Origin of the sequence: Pseudomonas sp. TH08, from assembly GCF_016651275.1 — a bacterium.
Taxonomy (GTDB): Bacteria; Pseudomonadota; Gammaproteobacteria; order Pseudomonadales; family Pseudomonadaceae; genus Aquipseudomonas.
The window spans coordinates 647,030-667,430 of record NZ_JAEKEE010000001.1 but is presented as its reverse complement, the minus strand read 5'-3'; the positions used below and the strand labels follow the sequence as shown (position 1 = coordinate 667,430).

At 60.2% G+C, this 20,401-nt stretch carries 17 protein-coding genes; 11 read left to right on the top strand and 6 right to left on the bottom strand.

Annotation, left to right across the window (positions count from 1 at the left end; translation table 11 throughout):
• Nucleotides 1–137: 137 nt before the first annotated feature.
• Both JFT91_RS03160 and JFT91_RS03155 read left to right on the top strand, forming a co-directional pair.
• Nucleotides 138–2,006, top strand: a complete 1,869-nt coding sequence (locus tag JFT91_RS03160) for a c-type cytochrome (RefSeq protein WP_201231531.1) — start codon at nucleotides 138–140, stop codon at nucleotides 2,004–2,006.
• A 25-nt stretch (nucleotides 2,007–2,031) separates the two neighbouring features.
• A complete protein-coding gene (locus tag JFT91_RS03155) occupies nucleotides 2,032–3,276 on the top strand; it encodes a metallophosphoesterase family protein (protein WP_201228889.1) in 1,245 nt (414 codons plus the stop codon).
• Nucleotides 3,277–3,392: 116 nt separating this feature from the next.
• On the opposite strand, the gene gbca is transcribed toward JFT91_RS03155, so the two are convergent.
• Nucleotides 3,393–4,688, bottom strand: a complete 1,296-nt coding sequence (gene gbca / locus JFT91_RS03150; RefSeq protein WP_053124549.1) for a glycine betaine monooxygenase oxygenase subunit — start codon at nucleotides 4,686–4,688, stop codon at nucleotides 3,393–3,395.
• A 296-nt stretch (nucleotides 4,689–4,984) separates the two neighbouring features.
• On the opposite strand from gbca, the gene gbcB reads away from it, so the two are divergent.
• Nucleotides 4,985–6,085 carry a glycine betaine monooxygenase reductase subunit gene (gene gbcB, locus JFT91_RS03145; protein WP_160059702.1) on the top strand — a complete coding sequence of 367 codons (1,101 nt, stop codon included), beginning with the start codon at nucleotides 4,985–4,987 and terminating at the stop codon, nucleotides 6,083–6,085.
• Between the two features lie 119 nt (nucleotides 6,086–6,204).
• Here the strand turns inward: gbcB and JFT91_RS03140 are convergent, their stop codons facing one another.
• Both JFT91_RS03140 and JFT91_RS03135 read right to left on the bottom strand, forming a co-directional pair.
• On the bottom strand, nucleotides 6,205–7,029 hold the full coding sequence (locus tag JFT91_RS03140) for an SDR family oxidoreductase (protein WP_201231530.1): 825 nt from the start codon (nucleotides 7,027–7,029) through the stop codon (nucleotides 6,205–6,207).
• A 152-nt stretch (nucleotides 7,030–7,181) separates the two neighbouring features.
• Nucleotides 7,182–8,222: a threonine aldolase family protein gene (locus JFT91_RS03135; RefSeq protein ID WP_201228883.1), complete on the bottom strand. Its 1,041-nt coding sequence runs from the start codon at nucleotides 8,220–8,222 to the stop codon at nucleotides 7,182–7,184.
• A gap of 127 nt (nucleotides 8,223–8,349) precedes the next feature.
• Here JFT91_RS03135 and JFT91_RS03130 point away from each other — a divergent pair, with 127 nt between their 5' ends.
• The 8 genes from JFT91_RS03130 to fdhA all read left to right on the top strand — a co-directional run bounded on the left by JFT91_RS03130 (nucleotide 8,350) and on the right by fdhA (nucleotide 18,490).
• Nucleotides 8,350–9,060 (top strand): TraX family protein, encoded by a 711-nt coding sequence (locus JFT91_RS03130; RefSeq protein WP_201231529.1) that lies wholly within the window; start codon nucleotides 8,350–8,352, stop codon nucleotides 9,058–9,060.
• A 272-nt stretch (nucleotides 9,061–9,332) separates the two neighbouring features.
• Nucleotides 9,333–10,586 carry a serine hydroxymethyltransferase gene (gene glyA, locus JFT91_RS03125; protein ID WP_201231528.1) on the top strand — a complete coding sequence of 418 codons (1,254 nt, stop codon included), beginning with the start codon at nucleotides 9,333–9,335 and terminating at the stop codon, nucleotides 10,584–10,586.
• Nucleotides 10,587–10,606: 20 nt separating this feature from the next.
• A complete protein-coding gene (locus tag JFT91_RS03120) occupies nucleotides 10,607–11,857 on the top strand; it encodes a sarcosine oxidase subunit beta (protein WP_003206307.1) in 1,251 nt (416 codons plus the stop codon).
• A gap of 14 nt (nucleotides 11,858–11,871) precedes the next feature.
• Complete coding sequence (locus JFT91_RS03115; RefSeq protein WP_007913119.1) at nucleotides 11,872–12,201, top strand: sarcosine oxidase subunit delta; 330 nt, start codon at nucleotides 11,872–11,874, stop codon at nucleotides 12,199–12,201.
• Nucleotides 12,198–15,215 carry a sarcosine oxidase subunit alpha gene (locus JFT91_RS03110; RefSeq protein ID WP_201231527.1) on the top strand — a complete coding sequence of 1,006 codons (3,018 nt, stop codon included), beginning with the start codon at nucleotides 12,198–12,200 and terminating at the stop codon, nucleotides 15,213–15,215. Before JFT91_RS03115 ends, JFT91_RS03110 begins: the two co-directional genes overlap by 4 nt.
• A 157-nt stretch (nucleotides 15,216–15,372) precedes the next feature.
• Nucleotides 15,373–16,005, top strand: a complete 633-nt coding sequence (locus JFT91_RS03105; RefSeq protein ID WP_201231526.1) for a sarcosine oxidase subunit gamma — start codon at nucleotides 15,373–15,375, stop codon at nucleotides 16,003–16,005.
• A 223-nt stretch (nucleotides 16,006–16,228) separates the two neighbouring features.
• Entirely contained in the window at nucleotides 16,229–17,086 is an 858-nt protein-coding gene (purU, locus tag JFT91_RS03100; RefSeq protein ID WP_201228875.1) for a formyltetrahydrofolate deformylase, read from the top strand.
• A 204-nt stretch (nucleotides 17,087–17,290) separates the two neighbouring features.
• Entirely contained in the window at nucleotides 17,291–18,490 is a 1,200-nt protein-coding gene (gene fdhA, locus JFT91_RS03095) for a formaldehyde dehydrogenase, glutathione-independent (protein ID WP_008086916.1), read from the top strand.
• Between the two features lie 3 nt (nucleotides 18,491–18,493).
• On the opposite strand, the gene JFT91_RS03090 is transcribed toward fdhA, so the two are convergent.
• The 3 genes from JFT91_RS03090 to JFT91_RS03080 form a co-directional block, all read right to left on the bottom strand.
• Nucleotides 18,494–18,865, bottom strand: a complete 372-nt coding sequence (locus tag JFT91_RS03090) for a hypothetical protein (protein ID WP_201231525.1) — start codon at nucleotides 18,863–18,865, stop codon at nucleotides 18,494–18,496.
• 209 nt (nucleotides 18,866–19,074) lie between these two features.
• Entirely contained in the window at nucleotides 19,075–19,749 is a 675-nt protein-coding gene (locus tag JFT91_RS03085; protein WP_201228873.1) for an anti-sigma factor, read from the bottom strand.
• Nucleotides 19,746–20,381 (bottom strand): sigma-70 family RNA polymerase sigma factor, encoded by a 636-nt coding sequence (locus tag JFT91_RS03080; RefSeq protein WP_201228871.1) that lies wholly within the window; start codon nucleotides 20,379–20,381, stop codon nucleotides 19,746–19,748. Before JFT91_RS03080 ends, JFT91_RS03085 begins: the two co-directional genes overlap by 4 nt.
• Between the last annotated feature and the right edge of the window lie 20 nt (nucleotides 20,382–20,401).

Below are 20,401 nucleotides of genomic sequence, written 5' to 3'. Positions count from 1 at the left end.
GCGGCCCCAAAACCAGCCAATGCGGTGCATCTGGAAAACCGTAAGTGGTGTTTTGCGACTGCTGCGCAGCCGAACGGGGATAAATCCCCTCGCCACGGGAGGAATTGCAGGTTGGTGATTAGAAGGAAATGGATGATATGGACACCTACATCCGCTGGTTTCAACGCTTCATCTGGATAGGCATTGCGATGAACATGGTGTTCGCCATCCCCGCGCTGTTCGCGCCGGGATTGCTGACATCGGTCGTCGGGTTGCCGCCGCAACTCTCCGACCCATGGCTGGAAAACGCCGGGATGCTGCTGGTCGGCATCAGCGTGTTTTACATGCCGTCGGGCTTCAACGCGCCGCGCTACGTGGTGCATTCCTGGCTGTGCGTGCTGACGCGTTTGATCGCCGTGATCTTCTGGATTTACCTGATCAACACCAGCATTCAGGGTTCGGTGTTCGTACCGATGCTAATGGGTGATCTGAGCTTCTTTCTCATCCTCGGTATTCTACTGTACCTCGGCACCACGCCCGAGAACCGGCCATGGGCGCTGCTCTGTAATGGCTGGCGCGAATGGCGCGCGGCGTGGCAGCGGCAATGGCAGAGTCACGCCTTCAAGGTCGGCACGCTGGTGGTGGTCGCGGTGCTCGGTTTCATCGGTTACGAAACCTGGTATCAGATGCTTCGTGTCGTTCCTGAGCAGGAATACGCCTCCGACGAAGACCACTACAAGTACGCCGCCATTGGCCTCGGTATCGAAGCGCGTATCCCGTATTACCTGTTCGCCGTGTTGCCGCAGATGTGCCCGGAGAAAATGCCCAAGCCCGGGGGTTGGGAAGTCTTCGGCTTTCTCTTCGAGAACGGCAAGGATCTGCCGATCGGTATGGCCAAACGGCAGATCGGCTACCCGACCGTCGAGCCCAACTGCGCGCTGTGCCACACCGGTTCCTACCGCGCGAACGCCAGTGACGTTGCCGTCAACGTGCCGAGTGCACCGGCCAACACCCTGCAACTGCAAGCCTTCCAGTGGTTCGCCTACGATTGCGCCAGCGATCCGAAATTCACCACCGATGCGGTGATGACGGCGATCAACGCCAAGTTCCAGTTGGGTTTCTTTGAAAAGATCTACAACCGCTACCTGATCATGCCGATGGCGAAAAGCGCTTTGCTCAAGCAGAAACAGGCCTACGCCTGGCAGAAGCTGCGGCCGCAACAAGGGCCGGGACGCACCGACACCTTCAACCCGACAAAAATGGTCGTGTTCGGCTTCCCGGATGACTCGACCATTGGCACCGTCGACCTGCCACAAGTGTGGAACCAGAAACCGCGGGAATCGATGTACCTGCACTGGGACGGCAATAACAACAAGATCCACGAACGCAACTACGCCGCCGCGATGGCGGTGGGCGCGACACCTGAATCGGTGCTGCCTCCAAGCTTCAACCGTGTGACCAACTGGCTGCTCGGGCACAAGGCGCCGGCGTGGCCGTGGGCGCTGGATCAGGCGAAAGTCGCGCAGGGCAAACCGATCTGGGAAACGAACTGCGCCGGTTGTCATGACTTCGGTCGGGCGGATACCGGTCAGGTCACTACCAACATCGACCAGCTCGGCACCGATCCGCATCGGCTGGACTCGTTCACCACAGGGCTGGTGGCGGCATTCCACAGCTTCAAGAAACCGCCGTTCGACTTCGGCGCCTACCGCAAGACCCAGAGTTACAGCAACACGCCGACCGACGGCATCTGGCTGCGCGCGCCGTACTTGCACAACGGTTCGGTGCCGACCCTGTGGGACTTGCTGCAACCGCCGGAAAAACGCCCGCAGGTGTTCGTCACTGGCTCTGACATCTACGACCCGGTCAATGTCGGCTTCGTCACCAGCGGCGCCCAGGCCAAGGCCTCGGCGGACTTCAAGTACGACACGCGGCTGGAGGGTAATCACAACAGTGGTCACCTGTATGGCACGACGCTGTCGGACGCTGATAAACGCGCGTTGATCGAATTCATGAAAACCCTGTGAACCCCTACGGAGAGAGGATTACGCCATGTCACTGGTCAGTCATTGGGAACACGAGTACGACAAGGTAAAAGTGCGCATTCATGGCTTGTTCACGCGCATGGAAATGGCCTGGATGAAGCTCATCAGCGAGCTGGAACCGCAGGAGTTTCAGGCGATCATCAAGCTGTTGCAGCGCGGTCATGACCAGGCGCAGTACGTTCTGAAAAATGGCGAGTTGCCGGGCGACGAACCGGCAGTGCCGTGGGAGTTGTCCCACGGCTTGTCGATCTTGCGCATCGGCAACGCCATGCCGTTACCGCAATCATCCGATCAACTGCAAACCCGCGTACTCAAGGACGGCAGCCTGCTTGGTTGTCGCAAGTGGGAACTGCTCGATCTGCTGTGGAGCGAGGCCTTGCTCAAGTGGATCGAAAATCTGCGTCATCACGCGACCTTCGGCACCGACCCCGCCGTGGTGCAGATGGATCGCGACGTGACGCTGGCAATTGCCGGTGACTGGGGCACCGGACCGTTCGACAGCCATGCGCCGGCGGTGTCGGTGGCCAATCAGATGCAACTGGCCCAGGCCGATTTCACCATTCATTTGGGCGATGTGTATTACGCCGGTAGCCACTCGCAGGAAGACGTCGACATGGTCGGCTGGCCGATGGGCAGCCACGGTTCATTCACGCTCAATTCCAACCATGAGATGTACAGCGGCGCCCACGGCTATTTCAAGGAACTGGCCAAGCGTTTTCCGGGGCAGCAGGGCACCAGTTACTTTGCGTTGATCAACGATGACTGGCTGGTGGTCGGGCTGGATTCGGCGTACGCCTCGGATGCGATGAATCTGTACATGGACGGTACGTTGAACGAACCGCAGATCGTGTGGATGAAAGGCCTGCCGAAGCGCAAGAAAATCATGGTGCTCAGCCATCATCAGGGCTTCGATATTTCCGGGCACAACAAGACTGCGCTGTATCAACCGGTGTGCGATGCGCTGGGGCGTGAGCCGGATTACTGGTATTGGGGGCATTTGCACAACGGCATTGTCTACGCAACGCAGGGCGGTTTGCATGCGCGCTGTGCGGGGCACGGGGCGATTCCGTATGGCAATGCCAGCGAGCTCGATGGGCATTCGCGGGTGCTGTGGTCGGAGACGCAGAGTGCGAAGGACCCGGCGTATCCGGATCGGGTGTTGAACGGGTACGCGAAAATACGTTTGGTGGGGGAGGATATTTTTGAGGAGTTTATTGGTGAGGATGGATCGGTGAGGTGGTCATCTAAGTAACACGGCGACTGTGATGACGCCATCGCTGGCAAGCCAGCTCCCACAGGTTTTGCGGTGTACACGGATTCTGTGAACACCATCAACCACTGTGGGAGCTGGCTTGCCAGCGATGCTTTTTAGCCCTGGACGGGGACGCCTTTGAGATAGGGCGCAGGCTCGGCCCCAAGGTTGTTCAACAGGCGCTCGCTGTACCAGTCGACAAAGTTGACCACACCAAACTCATAGGTCTTCGAGTAAGGCCCAGGCTGGTACGCCGTGGAGTTGATCCCGCGCTGGTTCTCTTCCGCCAGGCGCCGGTCCTGATCGTTGGTCGCGTCCCACACCTGGCGCATGCGATCGACGTCGTAATCCACACCTTCCACCGCATCCTTGTGCACGATCCACTTGGTGGTGACCATGGTTTCCTGCGCGCTGATCGGCCACACGGTGAAGACGATGATGTGATCGCCCATGCAGTGGTTCCACGAGTGCGGCAGGTGCAGGATGCGCATCGAACCGAGGTCCGGGTTCTTGATCCGGCCCATCAGTTTCGCGCAGCCCTGTTTGCCGTCGAGGGTCATCGACACGGTGCCCTTGAGCAGCGGCATGCGCACGATGCGGTTACGCAGGCCGAAACTGGCGTGGGCGTAAGGAATCTTCTCGGCTTCCCAGGCAGCGGCGGACGCGGCGACGTGATCCTTGAATGCCTGATCGGCGCGCGGGTCGGTGACGTCGTCCCATTCCAGCAGGGTTTTCAGCAGTTCCGGGTGCGACGCGTTGCAGTGGTAGCACTCGCGGTTGTTTTCCAGCACCAGTTTCCAATTGGCCTTCTCCATCAAGGTGGTGGTGATCGCCACCTTGGTGTTCTCCATGTCGTACGGTTCCATGTAGTGGTTCAGCGTCGACAGGAAGTCATCGATGGCCGGTGGGTTTTCCGCCAGGCTGATGAAGATGTAGCCGCCGGCCGTTTTCACGTTCACCGGTTTCAGGCCGTACTGCTTCATGTCGAAGTCGGCGCCCATTTCGGTGCCGGCAAACAACAGTCGACCGTCCAGCTCGTACGTCCACTGATGGTAGTGGCAGACCAGTTTGGCCACTTTGCCTTTTTCACTGGTGCACAGGCGCGAGCCACGGTGGCGGCAAACGTTGTGGAACGCATGCACCACGCCCTCGGCGCCACGGATGACGATGATCGGGTTCTTGCCGATTTGCAGGGTCAGGTAGTTGCCCTTGGCCGGGATCTCGCAGGTCATGCCGGCGATCAACCACTCTTTCTGAAAGATCTCCTGCATGTCGATATCGAACAGCCGCTCGTCGCTGTAGAACGGCTGTGGCAGCGAAAACGTACGCTCGCGCTCCTGGAGCATTTGTGCGGTGGCCTTGCGTGCGGGTTCCAGCGGATCGCCCAGGCTGATTTTTGCGGTGACGTCCATCGATGTGATCCTCATGGCCATCTGCGTGGCCGGCGAAAGTGGCTAATCAGGTGTGCTGCAAACGGTTGCTACGCAAGGTGTAAAGAATCTGTCTTGGTGTTGGGCCGAGTGTGGGGCCGGCGCAGGCGGGAACCTTATCCATGGGCGACATGGTGCAATCTGTTCCCGACGCGCAACCCCCGGTGGTTGGGGGCTGGTCGCGATAAGTATGTCAATGTCGCGGATAGGTAAACGGGCGGTCTGCGCTATACGCAGAATCGCCGACATGAGGCCGACAGTCGGCCGTGGAGAACAGCATGTCCAACAGCTTCCTGAATCCGGTCACCACCCAGACCTGGGCCAATGGCCGACACATCGTCCGTTGCGTCAAAGTCATCCAGGAAACCTGGGACGTGCGCACCTTCTGCTTCATGGCCGACCAGCCGATCCTGTTCTTCTTCAAGCCCGGACAGTTCGTGACCCTGGAGCTGGAAATCGAAGGCCAGCCGATCATGCGTTCGTACACGATCTCCAGTTCGCCGTCGGTGCCGTACAGCTTTTCGGTGACGATCAAACGCGTGCCCGGCGGTAGGGTTTCCAATTGGCTGCACGACACCCTGCATGAAGGCCAGGAGCTGGCGGTGCACGGGCCGGTCGGGCTGTTCAATGCCATCGACTTTCCGAGCCCGAAAGTGCTGTACCTCAGCGGCGGTGTCGGGATCACGCCGTGCATGTCGATGGCGCGCTGGTTCTATGACACCAACGCCAACGTCGACATGACGTTTATCCACAGCGCGCGCTCGCCGAAAGACATCATTTACCACCGCGAACTGGAGCACATGGCGTCGCGGATCGATAACTTCAGCCTGCACCTGATCTGTGAGAAGCACGGCTTGGGTGAGCCGTGGGCCGGGTATCGCGGCTATCTGAATCACAAGATGCTCGAACTGATGGTGCCCGACTTCCTTGAGCGTGAAGTGTTCTGCTGCGGCCCGACGCCGTACATGAACGCGGTCAAGCGCCTGCTGGAAGTGGCTGGTTACGACATGTCGCGTTACCACGAGGAATCCTTCGGTGCTACGCCGCCGGAAGCGCGTGCCGATGCGGTAGAACAGGCCGAACAGGCAGCGGATGCACCGGAGATCGATGCGGCGGATCTGCATCAGGTCGAGTTCACTTCGTCCGGCAAGAGCATTCGGGTGGCCCCGGGTGAGACTGTGCATGCGGCGGCGGCCAAGCTGGGGTTGATGATTCCGAAAGCCTGCGGCATGGGTATTTGCGGGACGTGCAAGGTGCTCAAGCTGGGCGGCGAGGTGGAGATGGAGCACAACGGCGGGATTACCGAGGACGACGAGGCCGAGGGGTTTATTTTGTCGTGCTGCAGCGTGCCTAAAGGCGATGTGCGCATCGATTTCTGACGGGCGCTGAAGATCCCTGTAGGAGTGAGCCTGCTCGCGATAGCGTTAGGTCAGTCAACATCTTCGTTGAATGTTCCGGCCCCATCGCGAGCAGGCTCACTCCTACAGGGGGCAGTATTTCAGTCAACGAACAAATCCGGCATTAGTGCCGCGTCGCTTTCTCGATCAAAGCGATATTGACCGAACTCCGTCACACCGCTTTCCCGCAAAACCTCCTCATCAATCAACAACCGCCCGCTGATCTGCCGTCCGCTACTACTCAAAATCACATGCGCCGCATCCGCCATGATTGCCGGCGTACGGGCGTGCTTGAACGACTCCCGATTCCCCAACTGAAACTCGATCGCCGCCGTGGCAATCATCGTCTGCGGCCACAGTGAATTGACGCTGATCCCGTACCCGGCAAATTCCTCGCTCATCCCCAGCGTCAGCATGCTCATGCCGTACTTGGTCACCGTATACGGGCTGTACTGCGCAAACCACTTGCTCGCCAGATTCAACGGCGGCGACAGGTTGAGAATGTGCCCGGCGGATTTCTTCAGATAGGGCAGGGCGGCCTGGCTGCACAGCAGCACCGCGCGGGTATTGATCTGGTGCATCAGGTCGAAACGCTTGAGTTCAATGTGCTGCACGCCGGTGAGCTTGATCGCCCCGGCGTTATTGATCAGCGCGTCGATGGCGCCGAAATGTTCGTTGGCCTGAGCCAGAGCCTGACGCACGCCGTCCTCATCGCGCACATCCACCTGCAACGCCAAAGCTTTGCCGCCCGCCGCTTCGACTTCGGCGGCGACGCTGTGGATGGTGCCGGGCAGTTTGGCGTGCGGTTCGGCACTCTTTGCGGCAATGACGATATTGGCCCCGTCCCTGGCGGCCCGCAGCGCAATCTCACGGCCAATGCCACGGCTGGCGCCGGTGATGAACAGGGTTTTGCCTTTTAGCGACATGCCAATGCTCCTGCTTATTGTTATGTGAGCGGAAGGCTCGACAGACAATGTAGACCAAGAGGCAAACGCGGTAGGTGGGGTGTAACTTTGTGGCGAGGGGATCACCTCATTGAAGGGGGTCCCCAAATCAGGGAGTGCATTGGCTGTGAGAGTCAGGCAGACATAACTTCGCGGATGTCGCGGGCCAGTTCGCGGACGCGTTCTTCTTCGGTGTCCCACGAGCACATGAAGCGCGCGCCGCCCTTGCCGATGAAGGTGTAGAAGCGCCAGTTCTTTGCGGTTAGCGCAGCAATCGCCGGTTCCGACAGTTGCAGGAACACGCCGTTGGCCTGCACCGGGAACATCAGTTCAACACCCGGAATGTCGCTGACCAGTTCGGCGAGCAACTGCGCGCAGTGGTTGGCGTGGCGGGCGTATTTCAGCCAGGCGTCGGTTTCGAGGATGCCGACCCACGGTGCCGACAGGAAGCGCATTTTCGACGCCAGTTGCCCGGCCTGTTTGCAGCGGTAATCGAAGTCTTCGGCCAGTTTGTGGTTGAAGAACAGAATCGCTTCACCCACGGCCATACCGTTCTTCGTGCCGCCGAAGCACAGCACATCAACGCCGGCCTTCCAGGTCAGGTCGGCTGGCGAGCAGCCGAGGAAGGCGCAGGCGTTGGAGAAGCGTGCGCCGTCCATGTGCAGGTGCAGGCCCAGTTCCTTGCAAGTCGCGCTGATGGCGCGGACTTCTTCCGGGGTGTAGACGCTGCCGACTTCGGTGGCTTGGGTGAGGGTCACCACGCGGGGTTTCGGGTAGTGAATGTCCTGACGCTTGAGGGCGACTTCACGGATCGATTCCGGGGTGATCTTGCCGTTTTCTGTGCGGGCGATCAGCAGTTTCGAGCCGTTGGAGAAGAATTCCGGAGCGCCGCATTCGTCGGTTTCGACGTGGGCGGTTTCCGAGCAGATCACGCTGTGGTAACTCTGGCACAGCGATGACAGGGCCAGCGAGTTGGCGGCGGTACCGTTGAAGGCGAAGAACACTTCGCAGTCGGTTTCAAACAATTTGCGGAAATGATCGGACGCGCGCGCGGTCCATTCATCGTCGCCATAAGCGCGTTGGTGGCCGTGGTTGGCCTGTTCCATGGCAGCCCAGGCTTCAGGGCAGATACCGGAATAGTTGTCGCTGGCGAATTGTTGGCTCTTGTCGGTCATGGCCGGCTTCCGTGATCGAAACGCTTGTGGCGCCTCGTTGGTCAATGATGGTGCGCACTTTACCGAAGATCTTCCGGGGAGCACACGGGATGTCGCTGTCAGAACATTACATGGACGCCAGCCGATTATGCACCTGAGAAAACGCGACGGCGCGCTGGATCTGCTCAAGTGGCTGGCGCTGCTGAGCATGCTGCTCGATCACCTGCGATATGTCGGGTTCTCCGCCGATTGGCTGTATGTGCCGGGGCGGTTGGCGTTTCCGTGGTTTTGTCTGGCGATGGCGGCGAATCTTTCCCGGGCCGGGGCGCGGAAAACCGAATGGCGTTATCTGGGCTGGCTGTTGGTGTTCAGCGCCGTGAGTGAAATTCCTTACCGCTTGTACATCCCTGATCCCGATACCTTGAATGTGATGCCGACGTTGGCGCTGGGATTGTTGGTGGCGCGGGGCTGGCAGGATCGGGCAGTGGCTTCGCGACTGCTCGGCGGCGTCAGTCTGCTGCTGGCAGTGCTGTTCTCGGATCGACTGATGTTTGGCGTTTTTGGTGTGCTGCTGCCGTTGGCGATGCTGCTGGTGTTTCGCCTTCCGTGGTATTTCAGCTTGCTTCCAGGGTTGGTGTGTCTGGCGGCGAACCAGTGGCGGACGCTGTTCGAATCGGCGCAATTCGGCAATGAGGTGGCGATCTTCGGCATTGCGACATGCCTGATTGCGCCACTGCTCGGAATGTTCCTGTTGCGACATGCGCGACATCTCCAGGCTCCGCCGATGAGGCGCTGGGCGTATGCCCTCTATCCCGCGCATTTCCTCCTGTTGCTCGCAATCCGCCAATCGATCGCATAACCCCTGTAGGAGTGAGCCTGCTCGCGATGGCGGTGTATCAGCCAACATTTGCCCAGCTGACTCACCGCCATCGCGAGCAGGCTCACTCCTACAGGGGATCTGTGCAGATTCAACCGGGCATTTCCTGCCATGTCGTAAACGCACCTTTGCGTGGCGTCCGTAGGCATTTGAGCTGTCTGCGCCGGTCATACCATCGGCATCAAAGGGCACTGCCGTGATTGCCGGTGCCTGACCGAGACGAATGGCGCACAGATGCCGCTGGGAGAGACGCGATGTTCAGCAAGCAAGACCAGATCCAGGGTTACGACGATGCACTGCTGGCGGCGATGAATGCCGAGGAGCAACGTCAGGAAGATCACATCGAGCTGATCGCGTCGGAGAACTACACCAGCAAACGCGTCATGCAAGCGCAAGGCAGCGGCCTGACCAACAAATACGCCGAAGGCTATCCGGGCAAGCGCTACTACGGCGGTTGCGAGCATGTCGATAAAGTCGAAGCGCTGGCCATCGAACGCGCCAAGCAGCTGTTCGGCGCCGATTACGCCAACGTCCAGCCGCACTCCGGTTCGTCAGCCAACAGCGCCGTGTACCTGGCGCTGATCCAGCCGGGTGACACCATTCTCGGCATGAGCCTGGCCCACGGCGGTCACCTGACCCACGGCGCCAAAGTGTCGTCCTCGGGCAAGCTCTACAACGCTGTGCAGTACGGCATCAACACCGACACCGGGCTGATCGATTACGACGAAGTCGAGCGTCTCGCCGTCGAATCCAAGCCGAAAATGATCGTCGCCGGTTTCTCCGCTTACTCGAAGACTTTGGACTTCCCGCGTTTCCGTCAGATCGCTGACAAAGTCGGCGCGCTGCTGTTCGTCGACATGGCCCACGTCGCCGGTCTGGTTGCCGCTGGCCTCTACCCGAACCCGCTGCCGTACGCCGACGTGGTCACCACCACCACGCACAAAACCCTGCGCGGCCCGCGTGGCGGCTTGATCCTGGCCAAGTCCAACGAAGAGATCGAAAAGAAGCTCAACGCCGCGGTATTCCCCGGCGCTCAGGGCGGCCCGCTGATGCATGTCATCGCTGGTAAAGCCGTGTGCTTCAAGGAAGCGCTGGAGCCGGGCTTCAAGGCCTATCAGCAGCAAGTGATCGACAACGCTCAGGCGATGGCGAGCGTGTTTATCAAACGTGGCTACGATGTAGTGTCCGGCGGCACCGACAACCATTTGTTTCTGGTCAGCCTGATTCGTCAGGGGCTGACCGGCAAAGATGCCGACGCCGCCCTTGGCCGTGCGCACATCACCGTCAACAAGAACGCCGTGCCGAACGACCCGCAGTCGCCGTTCGTGACTTCCGGCCTGCGTATCGGCACCCCGGCGGTGACCACGCGCGGCTTCAAAGTGACCCAATGTGTGGAGCTGGCCGGCTGGATCTGCGACATCCTCGACAACCTCGGTGATGCCGATGTCGAGGCCAATGTCGCCCAGCAGGTTTCGGCCCTGTGCGCAGACTTCCCGGTTTATCGCTGAGCGGTTTTGGAGTAACGACTATGCAACGCTATTCAGGCTTCGGCCTCTTCAAACACTCCCTCAGCCACCATGAAAACTGGCAGCGCATGTGGCGCACGCCGACGCCGAAAAAGGTCTACGACGTGGTCATCGTCGGCGGCGGTGGGCACGGTCTGGCAACGGCTTACTATCTGGCGAAAGAACACGGCATCACCAACGTCGCCGTGGTCGAGAAGGGCTGGCTGGGCGGCGGTAACACCGCGCGCAACACCACCATCGTGCGCTCCAACTACCTGTGGGACGAGTCGGCGCACCTCTACGAACACGCGATGAAATTGTGGGAAGGCCTGTCGCAGGATCTGAACTACAACGTGATGTTCTCCCAGCGTGGCGTCTACAACTTGTGCCACACCCTGCAGGACATCCGTGATTCCGAGCGTCGGGTCAGTGCCAACCGCCTCAACGGCGTCGATGGCGAACTGCTAAACGCCAAGCAAGTCGCTGACGAAATCCCGTACCTCGACTGCTCGAAAAACACCCGTTATCCAGTGATGGGCGCAACCGTTCAGCGTCGCGGCGGCGTCGCCCGTCACGATGCCGTGGCGTGGGGCTTTGCCCGTGCCGCCGACGCCTTGGGCGTGGACTTGATTCAGCAGACCGAAGTGATCGGTTTCCGCAAGGAAAACGGCGTGTGCATCGGCGTTGAAACCAACAAGGGTTTCATTGGCGCCAAACGCGTCGGCGTGGTCACCGCCGGTAACTCCGGGCACATGGCCAAACTCGCCGGTTTCCGCCTGCCGATCGAATCGCACCCGCTGCAGGCACTGGTGTCCGAGCCGATCAAACCGATTATCGACAGCGTGATCATGTCCAACGCCGTGCACGGTTACATCAGCCAGTCCGACAAGGGCGACCTGGTGATCGGCGCCGGTATCGACGGCTACAACGGCTACGGCCAGCGTGGTTCGTACCCGGTGATCGAACACACGATTCAGGCCATCGTCGAAATGTTCCCGGTGTTGTCCCGCGTGCGCATGAACCGTCAGTGGGGCGGCATCGTCGACACCACGCCGGATGCCTGCCCGATCATCTCGAAAACCCCGGTACCGAACATGTTCTTCAACTGCGGTTGGGGCACCGGCGGCTTCAAGGCCACACCTGGCTCGGGCAACGTGTTTGCCGCGAGTCTGGCCAAGGGTGAAATGCACCCGTTGGCCGCTCCGTTTTCCATCGACCGTTTCCACAACGGCGCACTCATCGACGAACACGGCGCTGCTGCCGTCGCCCACTAACAGGAGAAATCCCCATGTTGCATATCTTCTGTCCTCACTGCGGCGAACTGCGCTCCGAAGAGGAATTTCACGCATCCGGTCAGGCGCACATTCCGCGCCCGCTCGATCCTGGCGCCTGCACTGATGAAGAGTGGGGCGACTACATGTTCTTCCGCGATAACCCGCGCGGTCTGCACCACGAACTGTGGGATCACGTCGCCGGTTGCCGCCAGTACTTCAACGTCACCCGCGACACCGTGACCTACGAGATTCTCGAAACCTACAAGATCGGCACCAAGCCGCAATTCACCGACAAGGCTGATTCGGCGAAAACAGCCACGACGGCGCTGGGAGAGAAGGTATGAGCCAGACCAATCGCCTGTCCAACGGTGGACGGATCGACCGCAACAAAGTGCTGAGCTTCACCTTCAACGGTCAGACCTACAAAGGCTTCGAGGGTGACTCGCTGGCCGCCGCGCTGATTGCCAACGGCGTCGACATCATTGGCCGCAGCTTCAAGTATTCGCGTCCTCGCGGCATTTTTGCCGCCGGTGCCGAAGAGCCGAACGCCGTCCTGCAGATCGGCGCCACCGAAGCCACGCAAATCCCCAACGTGCGCGCCACGCAACAGGCGCTGTATCAAGGTTTGGTCGCGACCAGCACCAATGGCTGGCCGAGCGTCAACAACGACATGATGGGGATTCTCGGCAAGGTCGGCGGCAAGCTGATGCCACCGGGTTTCTACTACAAAACCTTCATGTACCCGCAATCGTTCTGGATGACGTACGAGAAGTACATTCGCAAGGCTGCCGGTCTTGGCCGTTCGCCGACCGAAAACGATCCGGACACCTACGACTACATGAACCAGCACTGCGACGTGCTGATCGTCGGCGCCGGTCCTGCGGGGCTTGCTGCTGCACTGGCCGCTGCGCGCAGCGGTGCTCGCGTCATCCTCGCCGATGAGCAGGAAGAGTTCGGCGGCAGCCTGCTCGACTCGCGCGAAAGCCTCGACGGCAAACCGGCGATGGACTGGGTCGCCAGTGTGATCACTGAACTGAAGAACACCCCGGACGTGCTGCTGTTGCCTCGCGCCACGGTCAACGGTTACCACGACCATAACTTCCTGACCATTCACGAGCGCCTCACCGATCACCTCGGCGACCGTGCGCCGATCGGTCAGGTGCGTCAGCGCATTCACCGGGTTCGTGCCAAGCGTGTGGTGCTGGCGACCGGCGCTTGCGAGCGTCCGCTGGTTTACGGCAACAACGACGTGCCGGGCAACATGCTTGCCGGTGCGGTGTCGACTTACGTGCGCCGTTACGGTGTGGCTCCAGGTAAGAAACTGGTGCTGTCGACCAACAACGATCACGCCTACCGCGTTGCATTGGATTGGCTCGACGCCAGTCTGCAAGTGGTGGCTATCGCCGACGCCCGCAGCAATCCGCGTGGTGCGCTGGTCGAAGAAGCGCGCGCCAAAGGCATCCGCATCCTCACCGGCAGTGCTGTGATCGAGGCCCGAGGCAGCAAGCGTGTCAGCGCTGCTCGCGTTGCCGCGATTGATGTGAAAGCACACGCCGTGACCAGCCCGGGCGAATGGCTCGACTGCGACGTGGTCGCGACTTCCGGCGGTTACAGCCCGGTCGTCCACCTGGCGTCGCACCTCGGTGGCAAGCCGACCTGGCGTGAAGACATCCTCGGTTTCGTACCGGGTGAAGCACCACAGAAGCGCGTGTGCGTGGGTGGCATCAACGGTGTTTACGGCCTCGGCGATTCGCTCGCTGACGGTTTTGAAGGTGGCGTGCGCGCTGCCAGCGAAGCCGGTTTCGCTGCGGTCGAAGGCACTCTGCCGAAAGCCCTGAGCCGTCTCGAAGAGCCGACGCTGGCGCTGTTCCAGGTGCCACATGAGAAGGGCACTGCGCGAGCGCCGAAGCAATTCGTCGACCTGCAGAACGACGTCACCGCTGCTGCGATTGAACTGGCAACCCGCGAAGGTTTCGAGTCGGTCGAGCACGTCAAACGCTACACCGCGCTGGGCTTCGGCACTGATCAGGGCAAGCTCGGCAACGTCAACGGTCTGGCCATCGCCGCCCGTTCGCTGAACGTGACCATCCCGCAGATGGGCACCACGATGTTCCGTCCGAACTACACGCCGGTGACTTTCGGCGCCGTGGCCGGCCGTCATTGCGGGCACATCTTCGAACCGGTTCGTCACACCGCGCTGCACGCCTGGCATGTGACGAATGGGGCCGAGTTTGAAGACGTCGGTCAGTGGAAACGTCCATGGTACTTCCCGAAAAACGGTGAAGACCTGCACGCCGCCGTTAAGCGTGAATGCAAAGCCGTGCGCGACAGCGTCGGCCTGCTCGACGCCTCGACCCTCGGCAAGATCGACATCCAGGGCCCGGATGCCCGCGAGTTTCTTAACCGCGTGTACACCAACGCCTGGACAAAACTCGACGTGGGCAAGGCCCGTTACGGCCTGATGTGCAAAGAAGACGGCATGGTCTTCGACGACGGTGTCACGGCATGTCTGGCCGACAACCATTTCGTCATGACCACCACCACGGGCGGCGCGGCCCGAGTGCTGCAATGGCTGGAGCTGTACCACCAGACCGAATGGCCGGACATGAAGGTGTACTTCACTTCCGTCACTGACCACTGGGCGACCATGACCCTGTCCGGGCCGAACAGCCGCAAGCTGCTCAGCGCCGTGACCGACATCGATCTGAGCAACGAAGCGTTCCCGTTCATGACCTGGAAAGAAGGTCTGGTCGGCGGCGTGCCGGCGCGAGTGTTCCGCATCTCGTTCACCGGTGAGCTGTCTTATGAGGTCAACGTGCAGGCCGACTACGCGATGGGCGTGCTGGAGAAAATCGTCGAGGCCGGCAAGCAGTACAACCTGACGCCTTACGGCACCGAAACCATGCACGTACTGCGCGCCGAGAAGGGTTTCATCATTGTCGGTCAGGACACTGACGGCTCGATGACCCCGGACGACTTGAACATGGGCTGGTGTGTCGGTCGCACCAAACCGTTCTCGTGGATCGGCCAGCGTGGGATGAACCGTGAAGACTGCGTGAAGGATCAGCGTAAGCAACTGGTAGGCCTGAAGCCGATCGATCCGAACGTGTGGCTGCCGGAAGGCGCGCAACTGGTGTTCAACACCAAACAAGCGATCCCGATGACCATGGTCGGCCACGTGACCTCCAGCTACGCGCACAACTCCCTCGGTTATTCGTTTGCCATGGGCGTGGTCAAGGGCGGTCTGAAGCGCCTCGGCGAGCGGGTGTTTGCACCGCTGGCCGATGGCAGCGTGATCGAGGCGGAGATTGTTTCTTCGGTGTTCTTCGATCCGAAGGGTGATCGCCAGAACATCTGATGGTTCGGCGCCTGGGGAGGGCAGTTGCACCGCGGTGACTTCATCGCGAGCAGGCTCGCTCCCACAGTCGACCGTGTTCCCCTGTGGGAGCGAGCCTGCTCGCGAAAGCGGCAGATCAGCCACCGCAGGAACCAACAGAATTCAGGAAGGGTGCTTTATGACCACAGCCAATGTTTACCAACAACGCCCGACCACCGGGGCCAAGGCCGAGTCGTCGCTGCACCATGCCGACCTCGCCAGCCTGGTCGGCAAGGGCCGCAAGAACGCCGGCGTGATCGTGCGTGAAAAGAAACTCCTCGGCCATCTGACCATTCGTGGCGATGGCCACGATGCCGCGTTTGCTGCGGGTGTGCACAAGGCCCTGGGCATCGAATTGCCCGGCGCCCTGAGCGTCATCGTCAAAGGCGAAACCAGCCTGCAATGGATGGGCCCGGATGAGTGGCTGCTGATCGTGCCGAGCGGTGAAGAGTTCGTCGCTGAACAGAAACTGCGTGAAGCCTTGGGCGATCTGCACATTGCGATCGTCAACGTCAGCGGCGGTCAGCAGGTGCTCGAACTGAGCGGGCCGAACGTGCGCCAAGTGCTGATGAAATCGACCAGCTACGACGTGCACCCGAATAATTTCCCGGTCGGTAAGGCCGTGGGCACGGTGTTCGCCAAGTCGCAGCTGATGATTCGCCATACCGCTGAAGACACCTGGGAATTGCTGATCCGTCGCAGCTTCTCGGATTACTGGTGGTTGTGGTTGCAGGATGCATCGGCCGAGTACGGCCTCAGCGTCCAGGCCTGACACTGAATGGCTATCGTGCCTGCTTCTGTGGCGAGGGGATTTATCCCCGTTGGGTGGCGAAGCCGCCCCAAATCAATCACCGCGGTTTATCAGGTAGATCGTATTCATAGGTTTTGCGACTGCTTCGCAGCCGAACGGGGATAAATCCCCTCGCCACAAAAGCAGGTCAGCCCAGTTCAGAGTTCACTCTGCTCACCGTTGTTGTAACAGGAGTCACCGCACCATGAGCCGCGCCCCAGACACATGGATTCTGACCGCCGACTGCCCCAGCGTTCTCGGCACCGTGGACGCGGTGACGCGTTTTCTGTTCGAGCAGGGTTGCTACGTCACCGAGCACCATTCCTTCGATGATCGCCTCTCCGGCCGTTTCTTCATACGCGTGGAATTCCGCCAGCCCGACGGTTTCGATGAGCAGTCCTTCCGCGCAGGCCTCGCCGAACGCGGCCAGGCCTTCGGCATGCTCTTCGAGCTGACCGCACCGAATTACCGGCCGAAAGTGGTGATCATGGTCTCCAAGGCCGATCACTGCCTCAACGATTTGCTCTACCGCCAGCGCATCGGCCAGTTGTCGATGGACGTGGCGGCGGTGGTTTCCAACCACCCTGATCTCAAGCCGCTGGCCGACTGGCACCAGATTCCTTACCACCACTTCCCCCTCGACCCCAATGACAAACCGTCGCAGGAGCGTCAGGTCTGGCAGGTGATCGAAGAGTCCGGCGCCGAACTGGTGATCCTTGCCCGCTACATGCAGGTGCTGTCACCGGAGTTGTGCCGCAAGCTCGATGGCAAGGCGATCAACATTCATCACTCGCTGCTGCCGGGTTTCAAAGGCGCCAAGCCGTATCACCAGGCTTATAACAAAGGTGTGAAACTGGTCGGCGCGACGGCGCATTACATCAATAACGACCTCGATGAAGGGCCGATCATTGCCCAGGGCGTCGAGGCGGTGGATCACAGTCATTACCCCGAGGATTTGATTGCCAAGGGGCGCGATATCGAAGGCCTGACGTTGGCCCGCGCCGTGGGCTATCACATCGAGCGGAGGGTTTTTCTCAACGCCAATCGCACCGTCGTTCTTTAGATCGCTTTCGCGAGCAGGCTCGCTCCCACAGGGATTTGTGTTGAAACACAGATCTGTGCCACACCGAAGATCAACTGTGGGAGCGAGCCTGCTCGCGAAGGGGCCATAACTGACAACGCAATACCAACAAGCAGTAACCCGAGCACTTAACGCGCTGCCTGCCTGGGCAACGCGGTTCCATAAAAACAACAGCGAGGTGAAAGCATGTCTGGCAATCGTGGTGTGGTGTATCTCGGCGCTGGCAAGGTCGAAGTACAGAAAATCGACTATCCGAAAATGCAGGACCCGCGCGGTCGCAAGATCGAGCACGGGGTCATTCTCAAAGTGGTTTCCACCAACATTTGTGGCTCCGACCAACACATGGTGCGCGGCCGCACCACGGCGCAGACCGGTCTGGTGCTGGGCCATGAAATCACCGGTGAGGTGATCGAAAAAGGCTCCGACGTCGAAAACCTGAAAATCGGCGACCTGGTTTCCGTGCCGTTCAACGTCGCTTGCGGGCGCTGTCGTTCCTGCAAGGAGCAACACACCGGCGTCTGCCTGACCGTCAACCCGGCCCGTGCCGGTGGCGCTTACGGTTACGTCGACATGGGCGACTGGACCGGCGGCCAGGCGGAATACGTGCTGGTGCCATACGCCGACTTCAACCTGCTGAAACTGCCGGACCGCGACAAGGCCATGGAGAAAATCCGCGACCTGACTTGCCTCTCGGACATTCTGCCGACCGGTTATCACGGCGCCGTGACGGCGGGCGTGGGTCCGGGCAGCACTGTTTACATTGCCGGCGCTGGCCCGGTCGGACTGGCCGCTGCGGCTTCTGCGCGTTTGCTCGGCGCTGCGGTGGTGATCATCGGCGACGTCAACACCATCCGCCTGGCACACGCCAAGGCGCAGGGTTTTGAAATCGTCGATCTCTCGAAAGATGCACCGCTGCACGAACAGATCGCTGCGCTGCTGGGCGAGCCGGAAGTGGATTGTGCGGTGGACTGTGTCGGTTTCGAAGCCCGCGGCCATGGTCACGACGGCGCGAAATCCGAAGCCCCGGCCACAGTGCTCAACTCGCTGATGGGCGTGGTGCGTGTTGCCGGCAAGATCGGTATTCCAGGCTTGTACGTCACCGAAGATCCGGGTGCGGTGGACGCGGCGGCGAAAATGGGCAGCCTGAGCATTCGTTTTGGTCTGGGCTGGGCCAAGTCGCACAGCTTCCACACCGGGCAAACCCCGGTGATGAAGTACAACCGCCAACTGATGCAGGCAATCATGTGGGATCGCATCAACATCGCTGAAGTGGTCGGCGTGCAGGTGATCAGCCTCGATCAGGCGCCGGAAGGGTATGGCGAATTCGACGCGGGCGTGCCGAAGAAGTTTGTGATTGATCCGCATAAGTTGTTCAGTGCGGCGTAAGGTTCAATGGTGAAAAAAGGGCAACCCTCGGGTTGCCCTTTTCTTTGAACTATTTCTTTTCTTTTTTTCTTCAAACGAGCATTTACTGGCATCACCTTTCTCGGCTACACAATCATCTTTCTTCCAATTTTCAGTGGTGGCTTCAACTGGAGTGCCATTCCTGTACCCGACCGAGGCGCCGAGGTCGTCCTTGCCTTCATATCGGCAAATGACAACTGAATTGGGAGTGTCTTTGTCTTTCAGGCGTGCAGAGGTGAAAGTGAGATTTTCGGCTTCCTGAGAGTGGGTCACTGAGAGTGTCGGGCAAGTTGCTGCATAGGCGGTGCTCATCATGGCCAAGCTAACCAGAACACCAGCGGCAATTTTCAGCTTCATCATTTGTACTCCATTACGTAAGGGGAGCAGAAATGTTGGCGGTGTTACAGGCTTGTGCCAACTGTCAAATCTGACAGGTTTTCTAGTTTTTTTAGAAATAATCAAGAGCGCTTTAAGAAGAAACGGGACTATAAAGATCGCAGCCTTCGGCAGCTCCTACACGGTCTCTGTAGGAGCTGCCGAAGGCTGCGATCTTTTGATCTTTGCAATCAAAGGGCTGCCAAAGCACCCTGATAGAGAACCGGCCCCGTCGGCTGCCCAGTCGGCGAACCACCCTTCGGCTCCAGACTCACCGCCAGCGCAATCGGCTTGCCGATCAGCGCTTTCTGCGCCTCGCTCAACTCAACTTTGCCTTTGCCTCCCGCCGGAATCACCCCGAGGGAAATCGGTTTGCCATCCGCCGGAATCGCCCACAGTTCAAGGCTTCGATCAGGCTCGACCGCCGCCAATGTCAGCGGCTCGACCTGCAGATAATCCGCATGCGCCTCGACCTTCAGCGCCGGTTGCGCATCGGCGGTCAGCAACGTGGCGTGGTAGCGGGCGTCGTCACGGTTGTACAGCGAACCAAGGAACACCAGCACTACGATTGAGCAGGCTGCCGCCGTCACTCGCAGCCAGTTCCAGAACGGCCGTTTCTCGGGCACATGCAGCACTTGCGGTTCGATGCGCGCGGTGATGCCTTGCCACACGCGGTCAGGCACCGGCTGTTCCGGCAGGGATTCGGTGAGGCTCGCGAGCGTTTCCTGCCACTGCGCCACTTCCGCTCGCAATGCTGCGTCATCCAGCAACAATTGCTCAAACCGTCGACGCGCAGGCGCAGACATCAAACCAATGGCGTAATCGGCGGCGAGGGCGCGGCGCAGGGCAGGGGTCTGGTAGTTCATGATTCAAGGCACCGGCGCAGACGTTCCATGCCACGGCGGATCCACGATTTGACTGTGCCCAGTGGCGTGGCCAGGTGTTCGGCGAGTTCCGAGCAGGACAAACCCTGAAAGTACGCCACGCTGATCGACTGGCGCTGCATGCCTTCCAGCGTCTCGAGGCAGCGGTTCAATGCGTGGGCCTCGCGGGCGCTGCTGAGCTGGTCGTGTGCCGAGGGGCTTTCGTCCGGCAGGGCGTCTTGTTCCAGATCGCTGAGCGGCCGGTCGCGGTGTTTGCGCAACTGATCAATGGCCTGATGGCGGGTGATGTTGATCATCCAGGTCAGCGGCGCCGAGAGATGCGCTTCGTAGCGCGAAGCGTTGTTCCAGATGCGCACGAAGCTTTCCTGCAGCACTTCTTCGGCGAGATCGCTGCGCCCCATAAACCGCAGGGCGACACCGTGCAGGCGTGGGCCGACGCTGCGGTACAACGTTTCGAAGGCGCGCCGGTCACCCAGTGAACACTGGGCCAACAGCTGTCGCAACTGATCGGTGTCGGCGATGGAAATGACGTCTCTCCAGGCAAAGGTCGGGCGACGAGGGCGATTCTCGGGCTGATCACAGGCTAGTTCAGCGACAGCAGTTGTGCCATTCATCGCGGGATTTCCAGGGTTTC

Excerpts from the sequence above, each read along its gene's own strand:
- JFT91_RS03160 (WP_201231531.1), top strand. The coding sequence starts at position 138 with ATGGACACCTACATCCGCTGGTTTCAACGCTTCATCTGGATAGGCATT.
- JFT91_RS03155 (WP_201228889.1), top strand. The coding sequence starts at position 2,032 with ATGTCACTGGTCAGTCATTGGGAACACGAGTACGACAAGGTAAAAGTG.
- gbca (WP_053124549.1), bottom strand. The coding sequence starts at position 4,688 with ATGGACGTCACCGCAAAAATCAGCCTGGGCGATCCGCTGGAACCCGCA.
- gbcB (WP_160059702.1), top strand. The coding sequence starts at position 4,985 with ATGTCCAACAGCTTCCTGAATCCGGTCACCACCCAGACCTGGGCCAAT.
- JFT91_RS03140 (WP_201231530.1), bottom strand. The coding sequence starts at position 7,029 with ATGTCGCTAAAAGGCAAAACCCTGTTCATCACCGGCGCCAGCCGTGGC.
- JFT91_RS03135 (WP_201228883.1), bottom strand. The coding sequence starts at position 8,222 with ATGACCGACAAGAGCCAACAATTCGCCAGCGACAACTATTCCGGTATC.
- JFT91_RS03130 (WP_201231529.1), top strand. The coding sequence starts at position 8,350 with ATGCACCTGAGAAAACGCGACGGCGCGCTGGATCTGCTCAAGTGGCTG.
- glyA (WP_201231528.1), top strand. The coding sequence starts at position 9,333 with ATGTTCAGCAAGCAAGACCAGATCCAGGGTTACGACGATGCACTGCTG.
- JFT91_RS03120 (WP_003206307.1), top strand. The coding sequence starts at position 10,607 with ATGCAACGCTATTCAGGCTTCGGCCTCTTCAAACACTCCCTCAGCCAC.
- JFT91_RS03115 (WP_007913119.1), top strand. The coding sequence starts at position 11,872 with ATGTTGCATATCTTCTGTCCTCACTGCGGCGAACTGCGCTCCGAAGAG.
- JFT91_RS03110 (WP_201231527.1), top strand. The coding sequence starts at position 12,198 with ATGAGCCAGACCAATCGCCTGTCCAACGGTGGACGGATCGACCGCAAC.
- JFT91_RS03105 (WP_201231526.1), top strand. The coding sequence starts at position 15,373 with ATGACCACAGCCAATGTTTACCAACAACGCCCGACCACCGGGGCCAAG.
- purU (WP_201228875.1), top strand. The coding sequence starts at position 16,229 with ATGAGCCGCGCCCCAGACACATGGATTCTGACCGCCGACTGCCCCAGC.
- fdhA (WP_008086916.1), top strand. The coding sequence starts at position 17,291 with ATGTCTGGCAATCGTGGTGTGGTGTATCTCGGCGCTGGCAAGGTCGAA.
- JFT91_RS03090 (WP_201231525.1), bottom strand. The coding sequence starts at position 18,865 with ATGAAGCTGAAAATTGCCGCTGGTGTTCTGGTTAGCTTGGCCATGATG.
- JFT91_RS03085 (WP_201228873.1), bottom strand. The coding sequence starts at position 19,749 with ATGAACTACCAGACCCCTGCCCTGCGCCGCGCCCTCGCCGCCGATTAC.
- JFT91_RS03080 (WP_201228871.1), bottom strand. The coding sequence starts at position 20,381 with ATGAATGGCACAACTGCTGTCGCTGAACTAGCCTGTGATCAGCCCGAG.